Genomic DNA, 18,180 nt, shown 5'->3' with positions numbered 1-18,180 from the left:
AATTAATATCAATACAATGCAAACTGCAAAAAACGCGGCAACAGCCGTAAATGAAAATAAACTTTTTACCCCGGTCCAATTAGGGCCGTATAAACTTTCGCACCGCGTGGCAATGGCACCGCTAACCCGCATGCGTACTTACGATGACCGCTTTATTCCTAACGATCTGATGGTTGAGTACTACACACAACGTGCTACCGAAGGTGGCTATATAGTGGCCGAAGGCACGGTAGTTTCAGAAACCGGTCACGGTTATTACGGTGCTCCGGGTATTTATACCGATGAGCAGGTTGAAGGCTGGAAAAATGTAACAGCCGCCGTTCATGCCAAAGGTGGGATCATTTTTGATCAGCTATTTCACGTAGGCCGTCAGTCGCACAAAAGCCTGCAGCCAAACCATGCCGATCCGATAGGTGCTTCAGCAGTTAAGGTTGAAGATTTTGTTTATACCCCAACGGGCTGGTTACCTGCAGATCTCGCCCGCGAAATGACTACTGAAGAAGTTAAGCAAAGGGTAGAAGAATACCACCAGGCTGCTATAAGGGCTAAAGAAGCCGGTTTTGATGGTGTGGAACTGCATGGTGCAAACGGTTATTTGGTTGACCAGTTTTTACAGGATGGTTCAAATAAGAGAACAGATATCTACGGTGGTTCAATTGAGAATAGGGCCCGTTTTATGATGGAGATTGTTGAGGCTTTAGTATCTGTTTGGGGAGCTGATAAGGTTGGGGTACGTGTAGGCCCAAGCGGTACTTTTGCTTCCATGCATGATAGTGATCCTATCGCCCTGTTCAGCTATGTAGCCGAACAGTTGAATAAATTTGGTTTGGCCTACCTGCACATTATTGAGCCGCGCATTAAAGGTGCTGTTGAAGAAGTGGAGGGTCTGGAACCGGTTGCTGCTCAGCATTTGCGCAAAATATTTAAAGGAACAATCATAGCTGCCGGTGGCTTCGATTTTGAAAAAGGTAACGCCATTATTGAAAAAGGTACTGCCGACCTGGTTGCATATGGACGTCATTTTATTGCCAATCCTGATTTGGTTTACCGTTTACAAAACGGTCTTGAATTAAATGCCTATGACCGTAACACTTTTTATGGAGGTGACGCCCGCGGCTACATCGACTATCCTGTTTACGAGGAACGGCTTAGCGCTTAAGTCAAATGCCGACGGTGCGTTAAACCCATCGTTATGATAAGTATTTGAAGATCATCATTGTTGTTTTGATCAGGAGAGGGGGGCTATGTGCCCCCTTTCCTGTTTAGTATAAATGTTTTTAATTGCTTACCGCATTTAACAGTAAGGTAATATCGCTATATTTACTTTGCACTGAAATGGCGGCCTTACAATCCCTTACCGATCCCGAACTGGTTTCCTTACTAAAAGAAGGCCGGGAAGACGCTTTTACCGAAATTTACCTCAGGTACTGGAAGCTTTTGTACAATAGTGCCAATAGTGTATTGGCCAATGATGAACTGGCAAAAGATATTGTTCAAAACGTTTTTATCAGCATCTGGCAGCGACGTGCCGATGTGGAAATCCAAAATTTAAAGGCATACCTGCAGCAGGCTGTACGTTTCGCGGTATTTAAATTAATCAGGGAGCAAAAAGTAAATGACGCCTTTTATGAACGCCTTGCCCAGGTTACCGTAGAGATCATTCATGATAATCCTCTGTTGTATAAAGAACAACAAGCTTTATTAAACAGGCTGATCAATACCCTGCCGGCCGATTGCCGGGAGGCTTACCATTTAAGCCGGGAAGAAAATTTGACCTACAAACAAATAGCTTTTCAATTAGGTATCTCCGAAAAAACAGTAGAAAAGCGCTTATCTAAATCATTAAACCATATCCGCAATGGTTTAACTGTGGGTACCTGTGTGGCAGTTATTATGCACTGCGTTTAGCCGATTAAATCTTTTTTTTTAAAAAAAAAACATTTTTGCCGTAGGGTGTCCACCTGTTTTTGGTACTTAAGATCAAAGCAGCATGGAAAAGCCCATTTTTTTTGAACTCATAGATAAATACATAGCAGGGAAAGCAACAGCCCAGGAGCAATCCTTGTTAGAAGAATATTATAAAAGGCTATCGGAGGATACCTCATCATCTCTCACTTCCGAACAAGAACAGGCCTTGAAGCAATTGATGCTGCAGAATATCAGGTTGAAGATGAATGAGGAGATTTCTGCAACCCCGGGTAGGCATATTTCCTATTTTACACGATACATCGCGGCGGCCGCGGTAATCCTGGCTTTCTTAAGTATCGGGACCTACTTTTATTTAAAGCCCACAAGGCCAACCGCTGCACAGCTAAGTGCCATTAAAAGCGATGTTGCTCCCGGTAGTAATAAGGCCGTACTTACCCTGGCAAACGGTAACCAGATTACCCTTAACAACGCACAAAACGGAAACCTTGCGAAACAGGGAGCTACCACGGTACACAAGGCGGGTAGCGGGCTTATTTCCTACCTGATGGGCGATAACAGCAATCAGCAAACCGAAACCGGAGCTAAAGCACCTGAATATAATACCATTACAACGCCACGCGGCGGCGAATACAAAGTCATCCTGCCCGACGGAACACAGGTATGGCTTAACGCTGCTTCATCTATCCGTTTCCCTGTCGCTTTTTCGGGTAATGAGCGAAATGTGGAAACTACCGGCGAGGTTTATTTTGAAGTGACCAAGGATAAGCACAAGCCTTTTACAGTTACCACCGGCAAGCAAACCATTACTGTTTTGGGTACCCATTTTAACGTGATGGCCTATCCCGAAGAAGCCCATATTGTAACCACGTTGCTTGAAGGATCGGTGGAAATTACCGATGGAACCAACACTAAATTTTTAAGGCCACATCAGCAGGCTATATCCGGTGAGGATATTATTGTTACAGATGCTAATGAAGATGAAGCTGTAAACTGGAAAAATGGGATAACCTCTTTTTCAGATGCCGATATCAAAACCATTATGCGCATGGTATCCAGATGGTACGATGTGGATGTAGAATACCAGGGGCAGCCCTCAGGTCGGTTGTTTACCGGGTCTATCTCCAGGAAATCAAACCTATCCGAACTGTTAAGAATATTAACCCTTACCCATATCCGCTTTACGCTGGAAGGTAAGCGGCTCATTGTAAAACAATAAAAACTAAATATTTAACCCCTAATGAATTGATATGGAGAAATAAGCACCCTTTAGGGAACTCATAAAAAAGCCGGAAGTGCTGGAAACACTACCGGCGGATGCTGGGTTCACCTCTCGCCGAAGCGAAAAAAAAATCTTGCGACAGACATTTATGTATTAAACCCAAACAAACAAAAGTATGAATTTTTATACGCACCCATGTCTTCTGCGTGATAATCGAAGACAATTAGTCAAAATTTTCATGATCATGAAAATCACGATATTTTTAATATTTCTATTTTGCCTTAGTGCATCGGCCAGTACCTATGCGCAAAATATAAATCTATCGGAAAAAAACACCTCTATCCAAAAAGTTATTGCCAAAATCAAAAGACAAAGCGGTTTCGCATTCTGGTATGAGAGTAAATTACTTAAACATGCTGGTACGGTAAGTGTAAACCTCCAAAACGGAACTATTCAGCAGGCGCTCGATATTGTTTTAAAAGATCTGGGCCTGGTTTATACCATCACCGATAATACTATTGTGATAGATGAGAAACCGACATCGGCAACCACTTTACCCTGGGCGCAAACTATTACCGGTAAAGTAACAGACGATAAAGGCTCACCATTGCCGGGTGTTAATGTCAGTATCAAAGGTACCTCAAAGCATACCGCAACAGATGCTAATGGCTTTTACAAGGTTATTGCGGAAAGCAACGAGGTGATAGTTTTTACTTTTGTGGGCTTCAAGAAAAAGGAAGTGGTTGTTAACGGGCAGCAGGAGATCAATGTTGCACTGGAAATGGATCAATCCAAACTGAACGACGTAGTTGTTGTAGGTTATGGCAGCCAGAAAAAAGTGAACCTTACCGGGGCTGTAAGCACAGTAAGCGGAAGTGTTTTGGAAGACAGGCCAATACCAAACGTTGGTCGCGGCTTACAGGGCCAGTTAGCCGGGTTGAATGTTACTTCATCCGATGGGCAGCCGGGAAGGGCTACTACTTTCAACATCCGCGGGTTTACATCAATTAACGGAGGCAGTCCTTTGGTATTGGTAGATGGTGTTACCACTGATATCAACAATATTAACCCAGATGATGTTGCAAGCGCTACGGTATTGAAGGATGCCGCTGCTGCCGCGGTTTACGGTTCAAGGGCGGCATTCGGCGTTATCCTGATCACTACTAAAAGTGGTTCAAAACAAAGTAATGGTAAAGCAAAAGTAAGCTACAGCAATAACGTAGCCATTCATAAAATTACCAATCTGCCCGATATTGTTACCGATCCGGCAACTGTGATCGATTTTAAAAACCAGGCGTATTCAGCCTACTATGGTGTCAATTTGTATAATACCGCCGCGGTTGATTACGCGCAGCAGCGTTCAAAAAATCCAAGTTTGCCTGCAGTTATAGTTGACCCTACTAACCCTAATGTTTACGATTATTTTGGCGCTACCAACTGGTTTAATGAATTATATAAACCTAATAACGTAAGCCAAACGCATAACCTGAGCGTAAGCGGCGGCAGCGACCGGATCACCTATTATGTTTCGGCAGATTATAACAGACAAAACGGTGTATTCCGTTACAATCCTGATCGCTACGACCGCATTAATATGAGGGCAAAGCTTGATTTTAAGGTTACCGAATGGATGCATATCTATACCAATACGGCCTATAACCGCACAGTTTATAATTACCCGTCATTATGGACATCGGACTGGACCTCAGGTGATTTGTATCACCAGATCGGTCGCTCCAATTCATTGTCTGTTCCAAGAAACCCTGATGGTTCTTACACTTCTGATGGTACGTATCTTGGCTTTTTGCAAGGTGGCGGCAGGGGCAATACCGTTACCAATCAGCCTCAAAATACCATTGGCTTTACTACATCGTGGTTTAATAATACCTGGCGGGTTAAGGGCGATTACACTTTCCGGTCGACTAATAATTACAACCAGGCGTATCATGTGGCTTTGCCTTATGAAACCGGCCCCAACCAGCCGATATCTTATGCCGGCCATAGCGATGCTTCCGCTTATTCGGATGATAATTCATACCAGGCTGTTAACATATACACCGAGTATGAAAAGAATTTTGGCAAGCATTACTTTAAGGGAATGGTTGGTTATAACCAGGAGCTGAATAAATACAATTACTTTTCGGCCCAGAACAATGATTTGATCAGCGACCAGGTAGGCTACCTTGATGTGACTACAGGAGCTACGCCTTCGGTTAGTGGTAATGGCTATCAATGGGCGGTGCGCGGTGTTTTTTCCCGCTTAAACTATTCATATGATAACAAATACCTTTTAGAGTTAGATGGCCGCTACGATGGTTCCTCTCGTTTCCCGGTTAATGATCATTATGCTTTCTTCCCATCTGCATCTGCAGGCTGGCGGGTATCTGAAGAGCCGTTTTTTAAAGGGCTGCGAGGAGTAGTTAACAACCTGAAATTGCGCGCTTCTTACGGTTCATTAGGTAATGATCAAAGCTTGGGTAACTATGATTTTATCTCGACGCTAAGCTCCAGCAAGATCGGCAATATATTAGGCGGCTCACAGCCAACTGCGGTTTACCCTGCAACCCTTGTTTCACCGGCACTAACCTGGGAGAAAGTTTATAGTAAAGATGCCGGAATAGATATTACGCTCTTCGGTAAATTGAATGCTACGTTCGACTGGTATCAGCGCGATACAAAAAACATGATCACCAAAGGGTTCCAGCTTCCTGCTGTATTGGGGGCCACACAACCTAAAGAAAACGCGGCGGACCTGCGTACGCAAGGCTGGGAGTTAAACCTAACCTACACCGACCAGTTTTTATTGGCAGGTAAGCCTTTCGTATTTGGCGTGCGCGCCAACATCTGGGATGCGCAAACGGAAATTACCCGTTATAATAACCCTAATAAATTCTGGTTTGGCGGCGATTACTATGTAGGGCAGCATGTTGGTGATATCATGGGCTTAACCACTTTAGGCATTTTCCAGACAGATGCCGCAGCTAAAGCAGCACCAGATCAATCAAAACTACAGGGTTATTATGCCTGGAACAAAGCAGGTGAGCTGCAATATGCTGATCTGAACCATGATGGTAAAATTAATTACGGCGATGGCACTATCGGCAATTCGGGCGACGCGCATGTGATCGGTAACACTACTCCCCGTTACAACTTTGGTTTCGGCGGCAATTTTTCATGGAATAATTTCGACTTCAGTATTTATTTCCAGGGTGTAGGCAAGCAGTCGTTTTGGCCTGGTACAAGCGGTTATTACTGGAGCAGCTTTTTCTCGCCATGGGATAATGTTTACAAAAACATTGTGGGCAATACCTGGACACCTCAAAACCCCAACGCCTTTTACCCAAGTCTGAAAGGCTGGCGCGCTGGTGATGCCGGCCAATGGATTGACCTTGCCGTACCACAAACCAGGTATACATACAGCGCGGCTTATATCCGTCTTAAAAACCTGACTGTGGGTTATTCATTCAATTTCCCTGTATTTAAAAAGATAGGTGTAGACCGCTTGAGGTTGTATTTCAGCGGCGAAGACCTTTGGGAATCAGATAAGCTGCCGCAAGGCTTTGATCCCGAAGGGTTGAAAGGTGATTGGGGGGCTGGTAAAGTATATCCTTTCCAGCGTGGCTATTCGTTCGGTATTAACGCTAAATTTTAATGCATCATGTTTTTCCTCATTAAAATGAAAAATATTCACATCATCATACTGTTTTTAATGATAAGCTGCTTATCATTAACATCCTGTCAAAAAGATAATTTTTTAAACAGGTACCCGGTATCCAGCTTAACGCAGCAAAACTTTTTTGCTAACGCCAATGACCTCAATACCTATTGCAATGGTTTGTATTCTTATCTGCCGGGTATTAATACCATAGCCTTAGGCGATCAGCAAAGTGATAACTACGAAAATAACCCTTTTAACAAAGTTGTAGCCGGTCAGCTTCCTTTGCCTACCAGCGCGAGCCAGGCCGGATGGACCTGGACTTACCTTCGCCAGGTAAATTACTTTTTGCAGAATTATCAGAAAGCCAATGCTTCTGAAGCAGTAAAAAGCCATTATGTTGGGGTAGCCCGTTTTTTCAGGGCTTGGTTTTATTTTGATATGGTAAAGCGCTTTGGCGACGTGCCATGGTACGGCGCAACCATTTTGCCAAATGATAACGGCGAATTATACAAAGGCAGGGATCCGCGCAAGCTGGTAATGGATTCGGTAATGGCCGATCTGAGCTTTGCCGCTGCACATATTAATCCAACCGGCCCATCGGGAACCATTACCAAATGGGCAGCTCTGGCATTGCAAGCCCGTGTTGGCTTACATGAAGGTACTTTCAGAAAATATCACGGTATAGACGGCTGGCAGCCATTTTTACAAACTGCTAACGACGCGGCAATGGCCGTTATGAAAAGCGGCACATTTAAATTGTACAGCACCGGTAGCCCAGATAAGGATTACCTGAACCTGTTTTTGTTTTACGCGCCTACTGATCCGCAGAATACTGAGGTGATGCTTGGCTACTATTACAGCAATACCTTGCATGTTACCACCGCGCTTGACGGTAATATGAGGGCTTATGGTTTAAGCCTTACCAAAAGCCTGTTAAATACCTACCTCACTAAAAACGGAACGCCTTATACATCTACCGCGGGCTATGCCACACAGATGATCAAAGACGAGTTCACCAATCGTGATCCGCGGATGGCGCAAACCGTTTTACCGCCTACGGTAACTTATGGCGATTTAAAAGGTACACGTATATTGGGACCTGCGCCAACCGGTTACCAGCAGATCAAATATTATGATCCGGCTACACCTACATACAATACCAACTACAATGCGGGCATTGTGTTCCGTTATGCGGAAATGCTACTGATCTACGCTGAATCGAAAGCTGAACTTGCGGCCGCCGGAACAGGCAGCTTTAGCCAAAGCGATTTGGATATGTCTATAAACCTGTTGCGCGACAGGGTAGGTATGCCACACTTAACCATGGCTGCAACTGTTGATCCCGTACTGGCGGCTACTTATCCTAACGTATCGGGCTCATTGCAAGGCGTGTTGCTCGAGATCCGCAGGGAACGCCGTGTGGAACTGGCCTGTGAAAACTTCCGTTATGATGATTTGATGCGCTGGAAAAGCGGTGCATTACTGGCGCAAACGTTTACCGGTATGTATTTCCCTGGCCTGGGCAGCTATGATATTGATGGCGACGGACAGCCAGACGTAAGCTTGGTAACGGCTAAACCGGCCACTACGCTGCCTAATGTATCATACTTTGTGGTAGGCAAGGATATCTATTTAAGCAATGGCAATAGCGGTAATGTGGTGGTTAACCCTACGTTGGTTAAAACATTTACCGATCCTAAAAACTATTATTTCCCGCTTCCAACCACGGAGTTATTACTCAACAAAAATTTAACCCAAAACCCGGGCTGGTAAAACCATCCTCAGCATAATTTGATATGAAAAGAAGAGAGATTTTAAAAGGCGCGGGGATCCTTGCAGCAGCCGGATTGGTTACACGCGGTAGCAGCGTTGCAAACGCGGCCGAAAATATAAAAGCAAAACCGGTATTAAAGGTTGCCCACATTACTGATGTGCACATCAGACCCGACCTGGATGCCCCTCAAAAATTTAAAAAATGCCTTGAAACCATTAAAACTGAAAAGGTAGACTTTTTCCTGAATGGCGGCGATTCCATCTTTGATGCATCCTATGATAACGTAAAACGTGAACGTGTTACTGAATTATGGAGTATATGGGATGACTGCATGAAAAGCCTGAAAGGATACGAGGTGCACAGCTGTATCGGTAACCATGATAACTGGTGGGCCGCACCAGATCATTCGGATGCCATGTACGGAAAAGATTACGTAGTGAAAAGGCTTGGAATCCCTAACAGGTATTACAGCTTCAGCAAATCGGGCTGGCATTTTATTATTTTGGATGGCAATAATCCGTCCATTACGCTGGATGATGAGCAGTTTAACTGGTTAAAAAAGGAACTGGAACAATTACCCGCAAATACACCGGTGTTGCTGATGTCGCATTACCCGATATTGGGCGTAACCCCATACTGGGAAGGGGGCATGCACTCTGATTATAAAAAGCTAAAAGCCTTGTTTTATCAGCATCGGGATAAGGTAAAAGTATGTTTGAGCGGGCACAACCACCTGCTGGATACCGCTTCTTATAACGGCACCCAATATTTTTGTAATGGTGCCATGAGCGGCTTTTGGTGGGGCAAAGGCGATGAAAAATCTGCCGGAGAAGGTTATTATGAAGAAACTCCGCCGGGTTATGCGATTTTGGAGCTATACCAAGATGGCAGTGTTAAAAATGTTTATAAGCCACATCCGTTTTAAGGATAAGTTATAAAGCATGTTTATTTTTAAGTGTGTATATCCGGAAGGATGTACACACTTTTTTTTATGATGCGGATGCTTAGTCCAGCCGTTTAACCATCTCATTGATCCAGATAGGCGCAAAGGGCGAAGTACAGCCTTTTGATACGGGATAATCACGATAGATCCCCAGGTGTTCTCCGATATTGATAGCACGCTCGCGATAAACGGGATGGTTGATCCCAATTTGTGCCAGGGCAGAATTCATAGTCCATTGTACTTCGGGCGCGGCATTGGGCATTTCTTCTTCAATCCTGTCAAGTATAGCGGGTATGTCAATACCTTCGGGACTTCTTGCTATTCGTCCGCTGGTAAGGCTCCAACCCAAACGTAAGGTCATCGGATCATCAGAAAGCAGCCATGTTTCACGCAACTTTTCGCGCTCTGTATATTCTTTAATTACATAGGCGTAAAGCCAGTCAATAACCTGTGTAAACCGCTCCGAGCGCACCATGCTATCCAACTCTTCGGCCGGCAGTAATTTTGGTACAATAATCAGCGTTGACAATAGCCGGGCTTCAACATTACCGGTTTCCCATAATGCCTTAGCCAATTCATGATTGCTTTTGATCGTATCCGCTACTTTCCTGATATCTCCAAGCTTTACACCGAACTGATTATCATGCGCTCCGTTCTTTTTATTGTGAAGGCGCATTTTTTCATTTCCGAGAGATTCAAGTTTTTTTAGGATTTCAGCGGTCGTCATATCGCAGGATTTTAATTATCCGAAGTTAGGTTATTGACGAATAGCTTATGCTTTATTGTGAAAAAACGTTCCGTACAGAAGTGATCAAATAAAAAAGGGAACTATGATAACATGGTTCCCTGTAAAAGAATAATCTTCAATGCTAAAACGGATATTTCAATCCGGTCGCCTTTTCAGCAAATTCCCATAATTGGGTACCCTGATTTTCATCGTTAGCAGCTTCACTGATATTGGCAGGTGCCGGGTAGCCGTGTAGTTCATGTTCGCCATCAGGCCCATAATAGCCTCCTGCTTTAACTTCGTTAGCTGTTGCGGCAAACAGGGTAGGTAGTGCGCCTTGCCATGCCGGCATGAGCGTTTTAAACCGTTCAAGGGCCGCCTGGTAATCGGCTTCGGGCATGTGTCTTGAAAGCTCTGTTTCAGTCACTCCGGGATGCGTCCCTGCCGAGAGTAGATCAATACCTGATGAATTTAATCGCCGTTGAAACTCAATTGTAAATTGCAGATCGGCTAATTTACTGATAGCATACTCCCTGTATGGATCGTATGATTGCTCGAGTTTGAGGTTCTCGAAATTTATATTGTCGGCAAATCTGTGCGCGCCGCTGCTCACTGTTACAACCCTTGTGCTGGGGCTGTTTTTCAACAAAGGGTATAAATGACCGGTTAGCGCGAAATGGCCGAGAAAGTTGATGCCAAACTGTAATTCATAACCTTCGGCGGTTTGGCCCGCAGGGGGGATCATAACGCCGGCGTTGTTAATAAGGATATCAATTTTATTATAATTTGCTTTGATAGCTTCGGCAAATGCTTTTACCGATTCAAGGCTTGCCAGATCAATTACCCCCTCTTCCGCGATGCCTTTAAAGCCTCGATTGTTGATCTCGCTTACTGCCTGTTTAACTTTTTCGATGTCCCGTCCCGCGATAACTACCCGTGCTCCAGCCTCACATAAGGCAAGCGCTGTTTCAAAACCTATACCCGTATTTGCACCTGTAACTATGGCTATTTTACCGCTTTGATCAGGGATATTCTCTTTTGTCCACATATCTGTTCTTTTTGAGAGCAAAGATCAGCCGATACAGAGGATACTGACGTACCCGAAACAAACCATTACATACAATAATCAATCAACTTTATGATTGTCTGAACTGCTTGGGGCTAAAACCAGTGTGCCTCTTAAAAAATGCGGAAAAATGATTGGATTCATCAAAACCAAGCGACCACGCTATTTCACTTACTGCCCAGTCGCTGTTTTTTAGAAGCGTTTTGGCTTCCTGCAGCATCCTGTTACTGATAAGTTGCGAAGTTGAATTGCCGGTAATTTCTTTCAACGCTTTGTTGAGATGGTTTACATGAACATTTAAGCTATCTGCAAAAGCAGAGGCGGATGTGAGCGCTACTCTTTGGTTGTTTAATTCGATAGGGTATTGCCGTTCCAATAATTCGGAAAATAAAACAGCAATACGTTCATGAGCAGTGGCACCAAGCGATGGTTTGCCATAAGCAGACTGAAGCTTCTGCGCTTCATGAACGGTTTCCATCAATAAATTGCGCAACAGATCATATTTGTAAGCGTAGCTGCTATTTAGCTCATCCTGCATTTTGCTGAAAATATCTTGAAACTGCTGCAGCTGAGCTGGGGTTAATGTGATAACCGCGTTTTCGGCCGACATGAAAACAGGATAGTTTTGCAGCCTGCCAAAATTGTTAAAAAATGCTTCGGTGAAAATACATATCAACCCTGTTTGTATCTCGCTAATAGGTTCCCAATGATAAGGGACCATCGGATTGGTAAAAACTAACGCGCTTTCGTTGATCTCGTAACACCTGTCGGCATAGTGAATTTTACTGTGCCCGGTTACCAAACTTACTTTGTAGTAATCGCGGCGGCTATACACCGGCGGTTTATTACCCGAAACAGATAAGTCTTCAACCCTGATGATATTGAAATGGCCGGTATCCGCCCCCTGCGGATCCGAATCAGCGTTTACTTTACTATAAAATGAATCGAGCTTCAAAAATGTAGTCATATACAAATCAATAACACTGTGCGTGCAAATTTACAATCATGAATTTCACAAGTACGGGCCACGGGTGTTAATTTACATTGATGTGCCTATTGATGATATAAATGGTACAAATGTACTCAGGTTCAGGATTGTCCGGCCGGCGGTTTAGTTTGTCTGCTTCATACTGAAAGCACTTAGGTTTTGCCTGTTTTTGACGCAATTTTGAGTCATCAAACAAATCAAACACTAAATATCATGACAACTAAAAAAGTAAAAACAATCTATTGGATAGGAGCAGCATTAACTTCATTATGGTTTGCAGCAAGCGGTTTTGGCGAACTTACCAAAAATCAATTTGTATGGGACATCACCTTGAAATTGGGCTACCCTCCGCACTTTATTTATATCCTTGGTGTTGCTAAACTTACAGGCGTAGCAGTACTTTTAACACCAAACAAGTTCCTTAGGTTAAAAGAATGGGTATTTGCCGGTATCTTCTTCGATATCATCTTTGCCTTTTTATCTAAACTCGCCGTTCTTAATTTCGCTGCTACCGCAGATGCTATCGTAGCATTCATAATGGTATCAGTAACTTACATTATGTTCCGTAAATTGTATCCTGCAGCATATGTAAAACCTGCCATTGCATAAGCGGATATTCAACTATCGGTCACATCAGACTATCGATATTTATCAGGAGGCTATCCAAAAAGGGTAGCCTCTTTTTTTGCAATAACGTAAGCTGTGTCTGCTATATATCCGATGATTAGCAAGCTTGGTCGGTGAAAAGCAGCCGAACGCCGATTGTTCCGGCGGGTATATGATTGGCAGGTTATATTTGAATAATTCAACTTATAGTAAGCATTAATATCATGATAAAACCCCAATCTGCATGGTCACGTCGAAGCTTCATTACCGCTCTTGCTGGAACAGGTGCCGCAATAATGTTAAACCCATTAACAACCTGGGCCATTGATGAGATAGATCCACGAGTGGCGGCAATTGTAGCCGCTACAATAGGCATCGATACGCATAATCATATCGATGTCCCCCTCGCCACTGCCGAAGTGCCCGGCCCTGATATTGATCTCGCCAGTGAAATGAAGAAATCTGGCTTGTCTGCAATCTGTATGACCTTCGCGCTTGATTATCAAAAGCTAACTAACCCTGGCGAAGCTTACGAGCGGTTTTTGAATGGGCTCGCCGCCATGGATCAGCAGCTAAAGAATAATGGGATGAAACGGGCTTTGAATTTGGCCGATCTTCGTAAAGCCCACGAGCAGCATCAACCTACGGTTATTCAATCGATAGAGGGCGGTCACTTCCTGGAAGGAAAGTTGGACAGGCTTAGTGTAGCGTATGACCGGGGATTGAGGCATCTTGGCCTACTTCATGACAATGATGCATCGGTGCCATTGGGCGATGTTTATACCAATGCTCCTCGCTGGGGAGGGTTAACCCAATTTGGTGCGGATATTATAAAAGAGTGTAACCGATTGGGCATTTTGATTGACCTTGCGCACGCTAACGGCGAAACTATCGCCGCCGCGCTTAAGCTGGCCGCAAGCCCTGTTATTGTTTCGCATACCGGTTTGGATACACAGCTTGGAAGTAACCCCAATATGGCCCAGATGATGCGCCCGAGATTGATCAGTAAAGAACAGGCTAAAATTATTGCAGATGCTGGTGGTGTGATTGGCGTATGGACACATTTAGCCGATACCCCACTGGTGTATGCTCAAAATATTCGTGCTTTGGTTGATGTTATTGGGGTTGACCATGTTTGCATTGGTACCGATACTAAATTAACCCCGCCTTACAGAAGTGCGGGCGGATTTGGCCCGCGGCCAAATAATCCTGGTCCGCCGCCGGGAGGCGCTCCGGATGGTCGTCATGATAAAGGGCCTGGCGATGATGGTCGCAAAGGTCCCGGAGGTGGTCAAAACAAAGGCAGGGTAGGCGAGCGTACCAACGAAGCCTGGCAGGATCAAAAAGCAGGTTTTTACTATGCCGTGGTTGACGCCATGTTAAAAACCGGTTTTACGGCAGAAGAGATCGGTAAAATAGGGGGCGGCAATTTCTGCCGTGTGTTTGATGCTGCTACATCTGGCCGTCATTGATGTTGGTAAATACGCTTATATATTATAATTCAGTATGATAGGATTATAGCACATCTTAGTAAAAATCAGATTACTTGTAGGTTTGTTTTTTGGAATTATGTAATTTGTCGTAAACCAAAAAACATACCTATGAATTCTCGTCGTGATTTTTTACAGAAATTGGGTTTGTCGGCCCTGGCCCTTCAGCTCGCACCCTTATCAAACTGGGCTGCTGAAACAAAAACTATTGAACCGGCCTATGACGGCCCAATGTTACGTGTAGCTATTTTGGGCCTTGGGGGATACGGTGGTATGGTTGCAGAAGCCATGCGCTCATGCACCAAAGCTAAACTGGTAGGTCTGATAAGCGGCACACCCTCAAAAATTAAAACATGGCAGGCTAAATACGGTATCCCCGAAAAAAATTGCTACAACTATCAGAATTTCGATAATATCAAAAATAACCCCGACATCGATGCGGTGTATGTGATTACGCCTAACGGCCTGCACCGTGATTTTGTATTGCGGGTAGCTGCCGCCGGTAAACATGCCATATGCGAAAAGCCAATGGCCGTTAATGCCAAAGAAGGGCAGGAAATGGTTGACGCCTGCAAAAAAGCCAATGTAAAACTGCTGGTTGGTTACCGCATGCACTTTGAACCTAAAACGTTAGAAGTGATCAGGATGAGGCAAAGCGGGGAGTTTGGAAAGATCAGGTTTTTTCAGGGGCAATGCGGTTTCACTATTGGCGATCCAACACAATGGCGGTTAAACAAACAGTTGGCCGGAGGAGGATCCATGATGGATATTGGTATTTATGCCATCAATGGCTCGCGTTATATGACAGGCGAAGAGCCTATATGGGTTACCGCGCAGGAAATCAAGACAGATCCGGTAAAGTTTAAGGAAGGGGTTGATGAAACCATCATGTTCCAGTTTGGCTTTCCGAGCGGGACGGTGGCCTCTTGTTTGTCTACCTACAATATGAACAACCTCGATCGCTTTTTCCTGGATGGCGAAAAAGGCTTCGCCGAGATGCAACCTTCTACTGGTTACGGGCCAATCAGGGGGCGTACTCATTTGGGAGAGCTTAATCAACCGGTAACAACTCATCAAACAGTGCAGATGGACGAAATGGCCGAGATTATATTTAACAATAAAAAACCGGTAGTGCCTGTGGATGGAGAAGAAGCTGTAAAAGACCTTAAACTTATTGATGCTATTTACCAGGCAGTCAAAACTGGAAAAAAGGTTGAAGTAAGCATCTAGAGGCTTGCCTGTATTGTCATATTTGGCAAAACCTGTAACAACGTAATAATATGCTCATCTAAATTATAAACTTATCAAAAACATGAGCACAAAAGAAACATTCTCAATTAACGGCGAGGCGTTATTGGGAAAGATAAAAGAAATAATTGCCGAGGGTAAAGCCAGCAGGATTACCATTTCGAATAAAGAAGGTAAAGAGTTAATGACCTTTCCGCTTAGTGTAGGCCTTTTTGGGATGATACTGGCGCCTGTATTTGCCGCCGTGGGTACCCTGGCCGCATTGGTTACAGAATGTACTATAACCGTTGAACGGGAAGAGGAAGACAAAGAAGAAGAAGGCCCAAAAGAATAGGGTATCTCTTATACTATCGAACAATAAAAATGGCCGGATATCCGGCCATTTTTATTAGCTTAAATTTTCTTTAAAAAAGTCAATCGTCCGTTTCCAGGCTAATTCCGCGGCTGCTTTGTCATAGCGGGGAGTAGTGTTATTATGAAAACCATGATTGGCATTTTCATAAATAAAAGCCTGGTATTTTTTGCCGTTTTCTTTTAACGCTTTTTCATATGCAGGCCAGCCTTCGGTGATGCGGGTATCTAATGCCGCATAGTGCAATAACAGCGGCGCTTTAATTTTAGGAACATCTTCAGCGGCGGGCTGACTTCCGTAAAATGGAACAGCTGCTGCCAGATCCGGAATACGTACGGCCATCATATTGGCAATGCCTCCGCCATAGCAAAAACCTACAACGCCTACTTTGCCATTGCAATCCTTATGGTTTTTAAGGTATTCATATGCGGCTATAAAATCCTCTTCCATTTGGCCTTTATCCCGTTTGGCTTGCATGGTACGGCCTTCGTCGTCATTGCCGGGGTAACCACCAAGCGGTGAAAGGGCGTCGGGCGCGAGCGTAATAAATCCGGCAAGGGCGGCTATTCGCGCTGTGTCCTCAATATATGGGTTTAGGCCCCGGTTTTCGTGAACTACTATAATACCTCCAAGTTTTTGCTTTGCATCGGCAGGCTCGGATAGTAATCCTTTAATGGTGCCGCCGCCTTTAGGTGAAGGGTAATTGATATAGCCTGACTTTAAGCGGGGATCATCTGGTTTAACCTGCGCGGTAGTTTGATAGTTGGCATCAGGAAACTCATGAGCGATGGTACCGTTAGGCCACCTACCGCATAAATAGACAGTTTTTGCATAAAGGCGCGCCTGTCAAGGCGGTTATGCGCGTAATCATCATACAGGTCAAATACTTCCTGTTTGATGTCTTCTTTATTGATTTGGGTCATAATTGATGAAGGCTGTACTCAAATTTAACTGTTAGGGCTTGCTTTAGTTGTAACAGTCTCGTTACCGGTAATGTTTCATGCAAGATTGTTTGTTGTTTGATAACCGCTCTAAATTGCTGCATATCAGTTGTGAGGCAATAGCTTAAAAATGGTATAGTGTTAAGTGTTTGACAACAGAGTCAATAAAAGATTATGATATATTAATAAAAATTGATAAAACGTTTTATTAATGTTATTATTTTATTAGTTTTACTGTTGATGAAGAATGTGTTGCATATCACTCATTTTTTATAATTGATAAATCGTTTTATCAATCGCATATTAAAAAGCAATTGTTTTTCATCACTAAACTTAACCATCGTCACCCAATGAGAGCAATTTTAAACTACAGGTATCTGTTTTAATTTTCACGCAAGTTTCTATTGTGATATTATGCCCTTTATCATCAGGATAAAAATACTGATATGGCATCGCCATGACATATTTTCACAATAGCTTAGGTTGTAACAGACCTTCTTTTCTTTCAGCCGGAATATTTATTCTTTAACCATAAAGAATAACCCAAAAATACTTCGTCAAAAGCGAACAGGGATTTTTATTGCCTTTATTTTATGATAAGTATTTTTTATAACAGCTTATTAATTAATAATATATATGTTTCAAATTTCTAACCTACAATCAATCAATCTATGAATGTTTTAAAACTAACCAGGCGGGCATTGGCAATGCTTTGCTTAGCCCTTGTTTTTTGTTCGGGTTGCAAAAAGGAAAAGCAGCGTACTTACGCCTTATTACCTCCCGACCCGGAAGATGTAACTGCCCAGGGCGCGCTTTCCGTAAATATTGAAAATACAGGAGGGCCTTCGGCAACGGAAGGGTCAATAAGGGTAACCGACGGCCTGCTCGATACTAAATTCCTGATCTTTACTTACAAGCCTACTTTTTTTATTCAGCTTAAATTCAAACAGGCGCAGCACATCACCAGCTATACCCTTACCTCGGCTAATGATGCTCCGGAGCGGGACCCAAAAAGCTGGACACTTTCCGGCTCAAACGACGGCGCGGCCTGGACAGATCTGGATACGCAAACCAATCAAACCTTTGCTTCCCGTGGCCTAACCAAAAACTATGCGTTTGATAACACTAAAACATACACTTACTACAAGCTTGGCATAACAGCTAACGGTGGGAGTGCATTGTTCCAGTTAGCCGAGTGGCGGGTAACTAACGTGCCTTTGTAAGTACCGGCCCATAATC

At 43.8% G+C, this 18,180-nt stretch carries 16 protein-coding genes; 11 read left to right on the top strand and 5 right to left on the bottom strand.

The window, feature by feature from the left end:
* Positions 1-16 precede the first annotated feature (16 nt).
* From EAH55_RS22665 to EAH55_RS22640, 6 genes are all read left to right on the top strand, one after another.
* Positions 17-1,159, top strand: coding sequence for an alkene reductase (locus tag EAH55_RS22665; protein WP_121811648.1), 1,143 nt, complete (start codon positions 17-19; stop codon positions 1,157-1,159).
* Positions 1,160-1,335: 176 nt separating this feature from the next.
* Entirely contained in the window at positions 1,336-1,908 is a 573-nt protein-coding gene (locus tag EAH55_RS22660; protein WP_121811647.1) for an RNA polymerase sigma-70 factor, read from the top strand.
* Positions 1,909-1,990: 82 nt separating this feature from the next.
* Positions 1,991-3,145, top strand: coding sequence for a FecR family protein (locus EAH55_RS22655; RefSeq protein WP_121811646.1), 1,155 nt, complete (start codon positions 1,991-1,993; stop codon positions 3,143-3,145).
* A 247-nt stretch (positions 3,146-3,392) separates the two neighbouring features.
* Positions 3,393-6,800, top strand: coding sequence for a TonB-dependent receptor (locus EAH55_RS22650; RefSeq protein ID WP_162997002.1), 3,408 nt, complete (start codon positions 3,393-3,395; stop codon positions 6,798-6,800).
* 24 nt (positions 6,801-6,824) lie between these two features.
* A complete protein-coding gene (locus EAH55_RS22645; protein ID WP_208644908.1) occupies positions 6,825-8,579 on the top strand; it encodes a RagB/SusD family nutrient uptake outer membrane protein in 1,755 nt (584 codons plus the stop codon).
* 23 nt (positions 8,580-8,602) lie between these two features.
* On the top strand, positions 8,603-9,505 hold the full coding sequence (locus EAH55_RS22640; RefSeq protein ID WP_121811644.1) for a metallophosphoesterase family protein: 903 nt from the start codon (positions 8,603-8,605) through the stop codon (positions 9,503-9,505).
* 79 nt (positions 9,506-9,584) lie between these two features.
* On the opposite strand, the gene EAH55_RS22635 is transcribed toward EAH55_RS22640, so the two are convergent.
* From EAH55_RS22635 to EAH55_RS22625, 3 genes are all read right to left on the bottom strand, one after another.
* Positions 9,585-10,250, bottom strand: coding sequence for a DNA alkylation repair protein (locus EAH55_RS22635; protein ID WP_121811643.1), 666 nt, complete (start codon positions 10,248-10,250; stop codon positions 9,585-9,587).
* A 142-nt stretch (positions 10,251-10,392) separates the two neighbouring features.
* Positions 10,393-11,298 (bottom strand): oxidoreductase, encoded by a 906-nt coding sequence (locus tag EAH55_RS22630; RefSeq protein ID WP_121811642.1) that lies wholly within the window; start codon positions 11,296-11,298, stop codon positions 10,393-10,395.
* Positions 11,299-11,386: 88 nt separating this feature from the next.
* Complete coding sequence (locus EAH55_RS22625) at positions 11,387-12,283, bottom strand: helix-turn-helix domain-containing protein (protein WP_121811641.1); 897 nt, start codon at positions 12,281-12,283, stop codon at positions 11,387-11,389.
* A 234-nt stretch (positions 12,284-12,517) separates the two neighbouring features.
* On the opposite strand from EAH55_RS22625, the gene EAH55_RS22620 reads away from it, so the two are divergent.
* The 4 genes from EAH55_RS22620 (at position 12,518) to EAH55_RS22605 (ending at position 15,982) form a co-directional block, all read left to right on the top strand.
* Positions 12,518-12,913, top strand: a complete 396-nt coding sequence (locus EAH55_RS22620; protein WP_121811640.1) for a DoxX family protein — start codon at positions 12,518-12,520, stop codon at positions 12,911-12,913.
* A 221-nt stretch (positions 12,914-13,134) separates the two neighbouring features.
* A complete protein-coding gene (locus EAH55_RS22615) occupies positions 13,135-14,382 on the top strand; it encodes a dipeptidase (protein ID WP_121811639.1) in 1,248 nt (415 codons plus the stop codon).
* A 129-nt stretch (positions 14,383-14,511) separates the two neighbouring features.
* Positions 14,512-15,630, top strand: coding sequence for a Gfo/Idh/MocA family protein (locus EAH55_RS22610; RefSeq protein WP_121811638.1), 1,119 nt, complete (start codon positions 14,512-14,514; stop codon positions 15,628-15,630).
* An 82-nt stretch (positions 15,631-15,712) separates the two neighbouring features.
* Positions 15,713-15,982 carry a DUF4342 domain-containing protein gene (locus EAH55_RS22605; protein ID WP_112573530.1) on the top strand — a complete coding sequence of 90 codons (270 nt, stop codon included), beginning with the start codon at positions 15,713-15,715 and terminating at the stop codon, positions 15,980-15,982.
* Positions 15,983-16,036: 54 nt separating this feature from the next.
* Here the strand turns inward: EAH55_RS22605 and EAH55_RS22600 are convergent, their stop codons facing one another.
* Both EAH55_RS22600 and EAH55_RS31310 read right to left on the bottom strand, forming a co-directional pair.
* Complete coding sequence (locus EAH55_RS22600; RefSeq protein WP_244228318.1) at positions 16,037-16,621, bottom strand: dienelactone hydrolase family protein; 585 nt, start codon at positions 16,619-16,621, stop codon at positions 16,037-16,039.
* A gap of 98 nt (positions 16,622-16,719) precedes the next feature.
* Positions 16,720-16,923 (bottom strand): hypothetical protein, encoded by a 204-nt coding sequence (locus EAH55_RS31310; protein ID WP_244228307.1) that lies wholly within the window; start codon positions 16,921-16,923, stop codon positions 16,720-16,722.
* Positions 16,924-17,612: 689 nt separating this feature from the next.
* On the opposite strand from EAH55_RS31310, the gene EAH55_RS22595 reads away from it, so the two are divergent.
* Complete coding sequence (locus EAH55_RS22595; RefSeq protein WP_121811637.1) at positions 17,613-18,164, top strand: discoidin domain-containing protein; 552 nt, start codon at positions 17,613-17,615, stop codon at positions 18,162-18,164.
* Positions 18,165-18,180 lie beyond the last annotated feature (16 nt).

Origin of the sequence: Mucilaginibacter kameinonensis (genome assembly GCF_003675385.1) — a bacterium.
Taxonomy (GTDB): domain Bacteria; phylum Bacteroidota; class Bacteroidia; order Sphingobacteriales; family Sphingobacteriaceae; genus Mucilaginibacter; species Mucilaginibacter kameinonensis.
This window is presented reverse-complemented; position numbering and strand designations above follow the sequence as displayed.

Coding starts and splice junctions, on each gene's coding strand:
- EAH55_RS22635 (WP_121811643.1), bottom strand. CDS start 10,250: ATGACGACCGCTGAAATCCTAAAAAAACTTGAATCTCTCGGAAATGAA.
- EAH55_RS22655 (WP_121811646.1), top strand. CDS start 1,991: ATGGAAAAGCCCATTTTTTTTGAACTCATAGATAAATACATAGCAGGG.
- EAH55_RS22610 (WP_121811638.1), top strand. CDS start 14,512: ATGAATTCTCGTCGTGATTTTTTACAGAAATTGGGTTTGTCGGCCCTG.
- EAH55_RS22595 (WP_121811637.1), top strand. CDS start 17,613: ATGAATGTTTTAAAACTAACCAGGCGGGCATTGGCAATGCTTTGCTTA.
- EAH55_RS31310 (WP_244228307.1), bottom strand. CDS start 16,923: ATGACCCAAATCAATAAAGAAGACATCAAACAGGAAGTATTTGACCTG.
- EAH55_RS22660 (WP_121811647.1), top strand. CDS start 1,336: ATGGCGGCCTTACAATCCCTTACCGATCCCGAACTGGTTTCCTTACTA.
- EAH55_RS22615 (WP_121811639.1), top strand. CDS start 13,135: ATGATAAAACCCCAATCTGCATGGTCACGTCGAAGCTTCATTACCGCT.
- EAH55_RS22605 (WP_112573530.1), top strand. CDS start 15,713: ATGAGCACAAAAGAAACATTCTCAATTAACGGCGAGGCGTTATTGGGA.
- EAH55_RS22665 (WP_121811648.1), top strand. CDS start 17: ATGCAAACTGCAAAAAACGCGGCAACAGCCGTAAATGAAAATAAACTT.
- EAH55_RS22625 (WP_121811641.1), bottom strand. CDS start 12,283: ATGACTACATTTTTGAAGCTCGATTCATTTTATAGTAAAGTAAACGCT.
- EAH55_RS22620 (WP_121811640.1), top strand. CDS start 12,518: ATGACAACTAAAAAAGTAAAAACAATCTATTGGATAGGAGCAGCATTA.
- EAH55_RS22645 (WP_208644908.1), top strand. CDS start 6,825: ATGAAAAATATTCACATCATCATACTGTTTTTAATGATAAGCTGCTTA.
- EAH55_RS22640 (WP_121811644.1), top strand. CDS start 8,603: ATGAAAAGAAGAGAGATTTTAAAAGGCGCGGGGATCCTTGCAGCAGCC.
- EAH55_RS22650 (WP_162997002.1), top strand. CDS start 3,393: ATGAAAATCACGATATTTTTAATATTTCTATTTTGCCTTAGTGCATCG.
- EAH55_RS22630 (WP_121811642.1), bottom strand. CDS start 11,298: ATGTGGACAAAAGAGAATATCCCTGATCAAAGCGGTAAAATAGCCATA.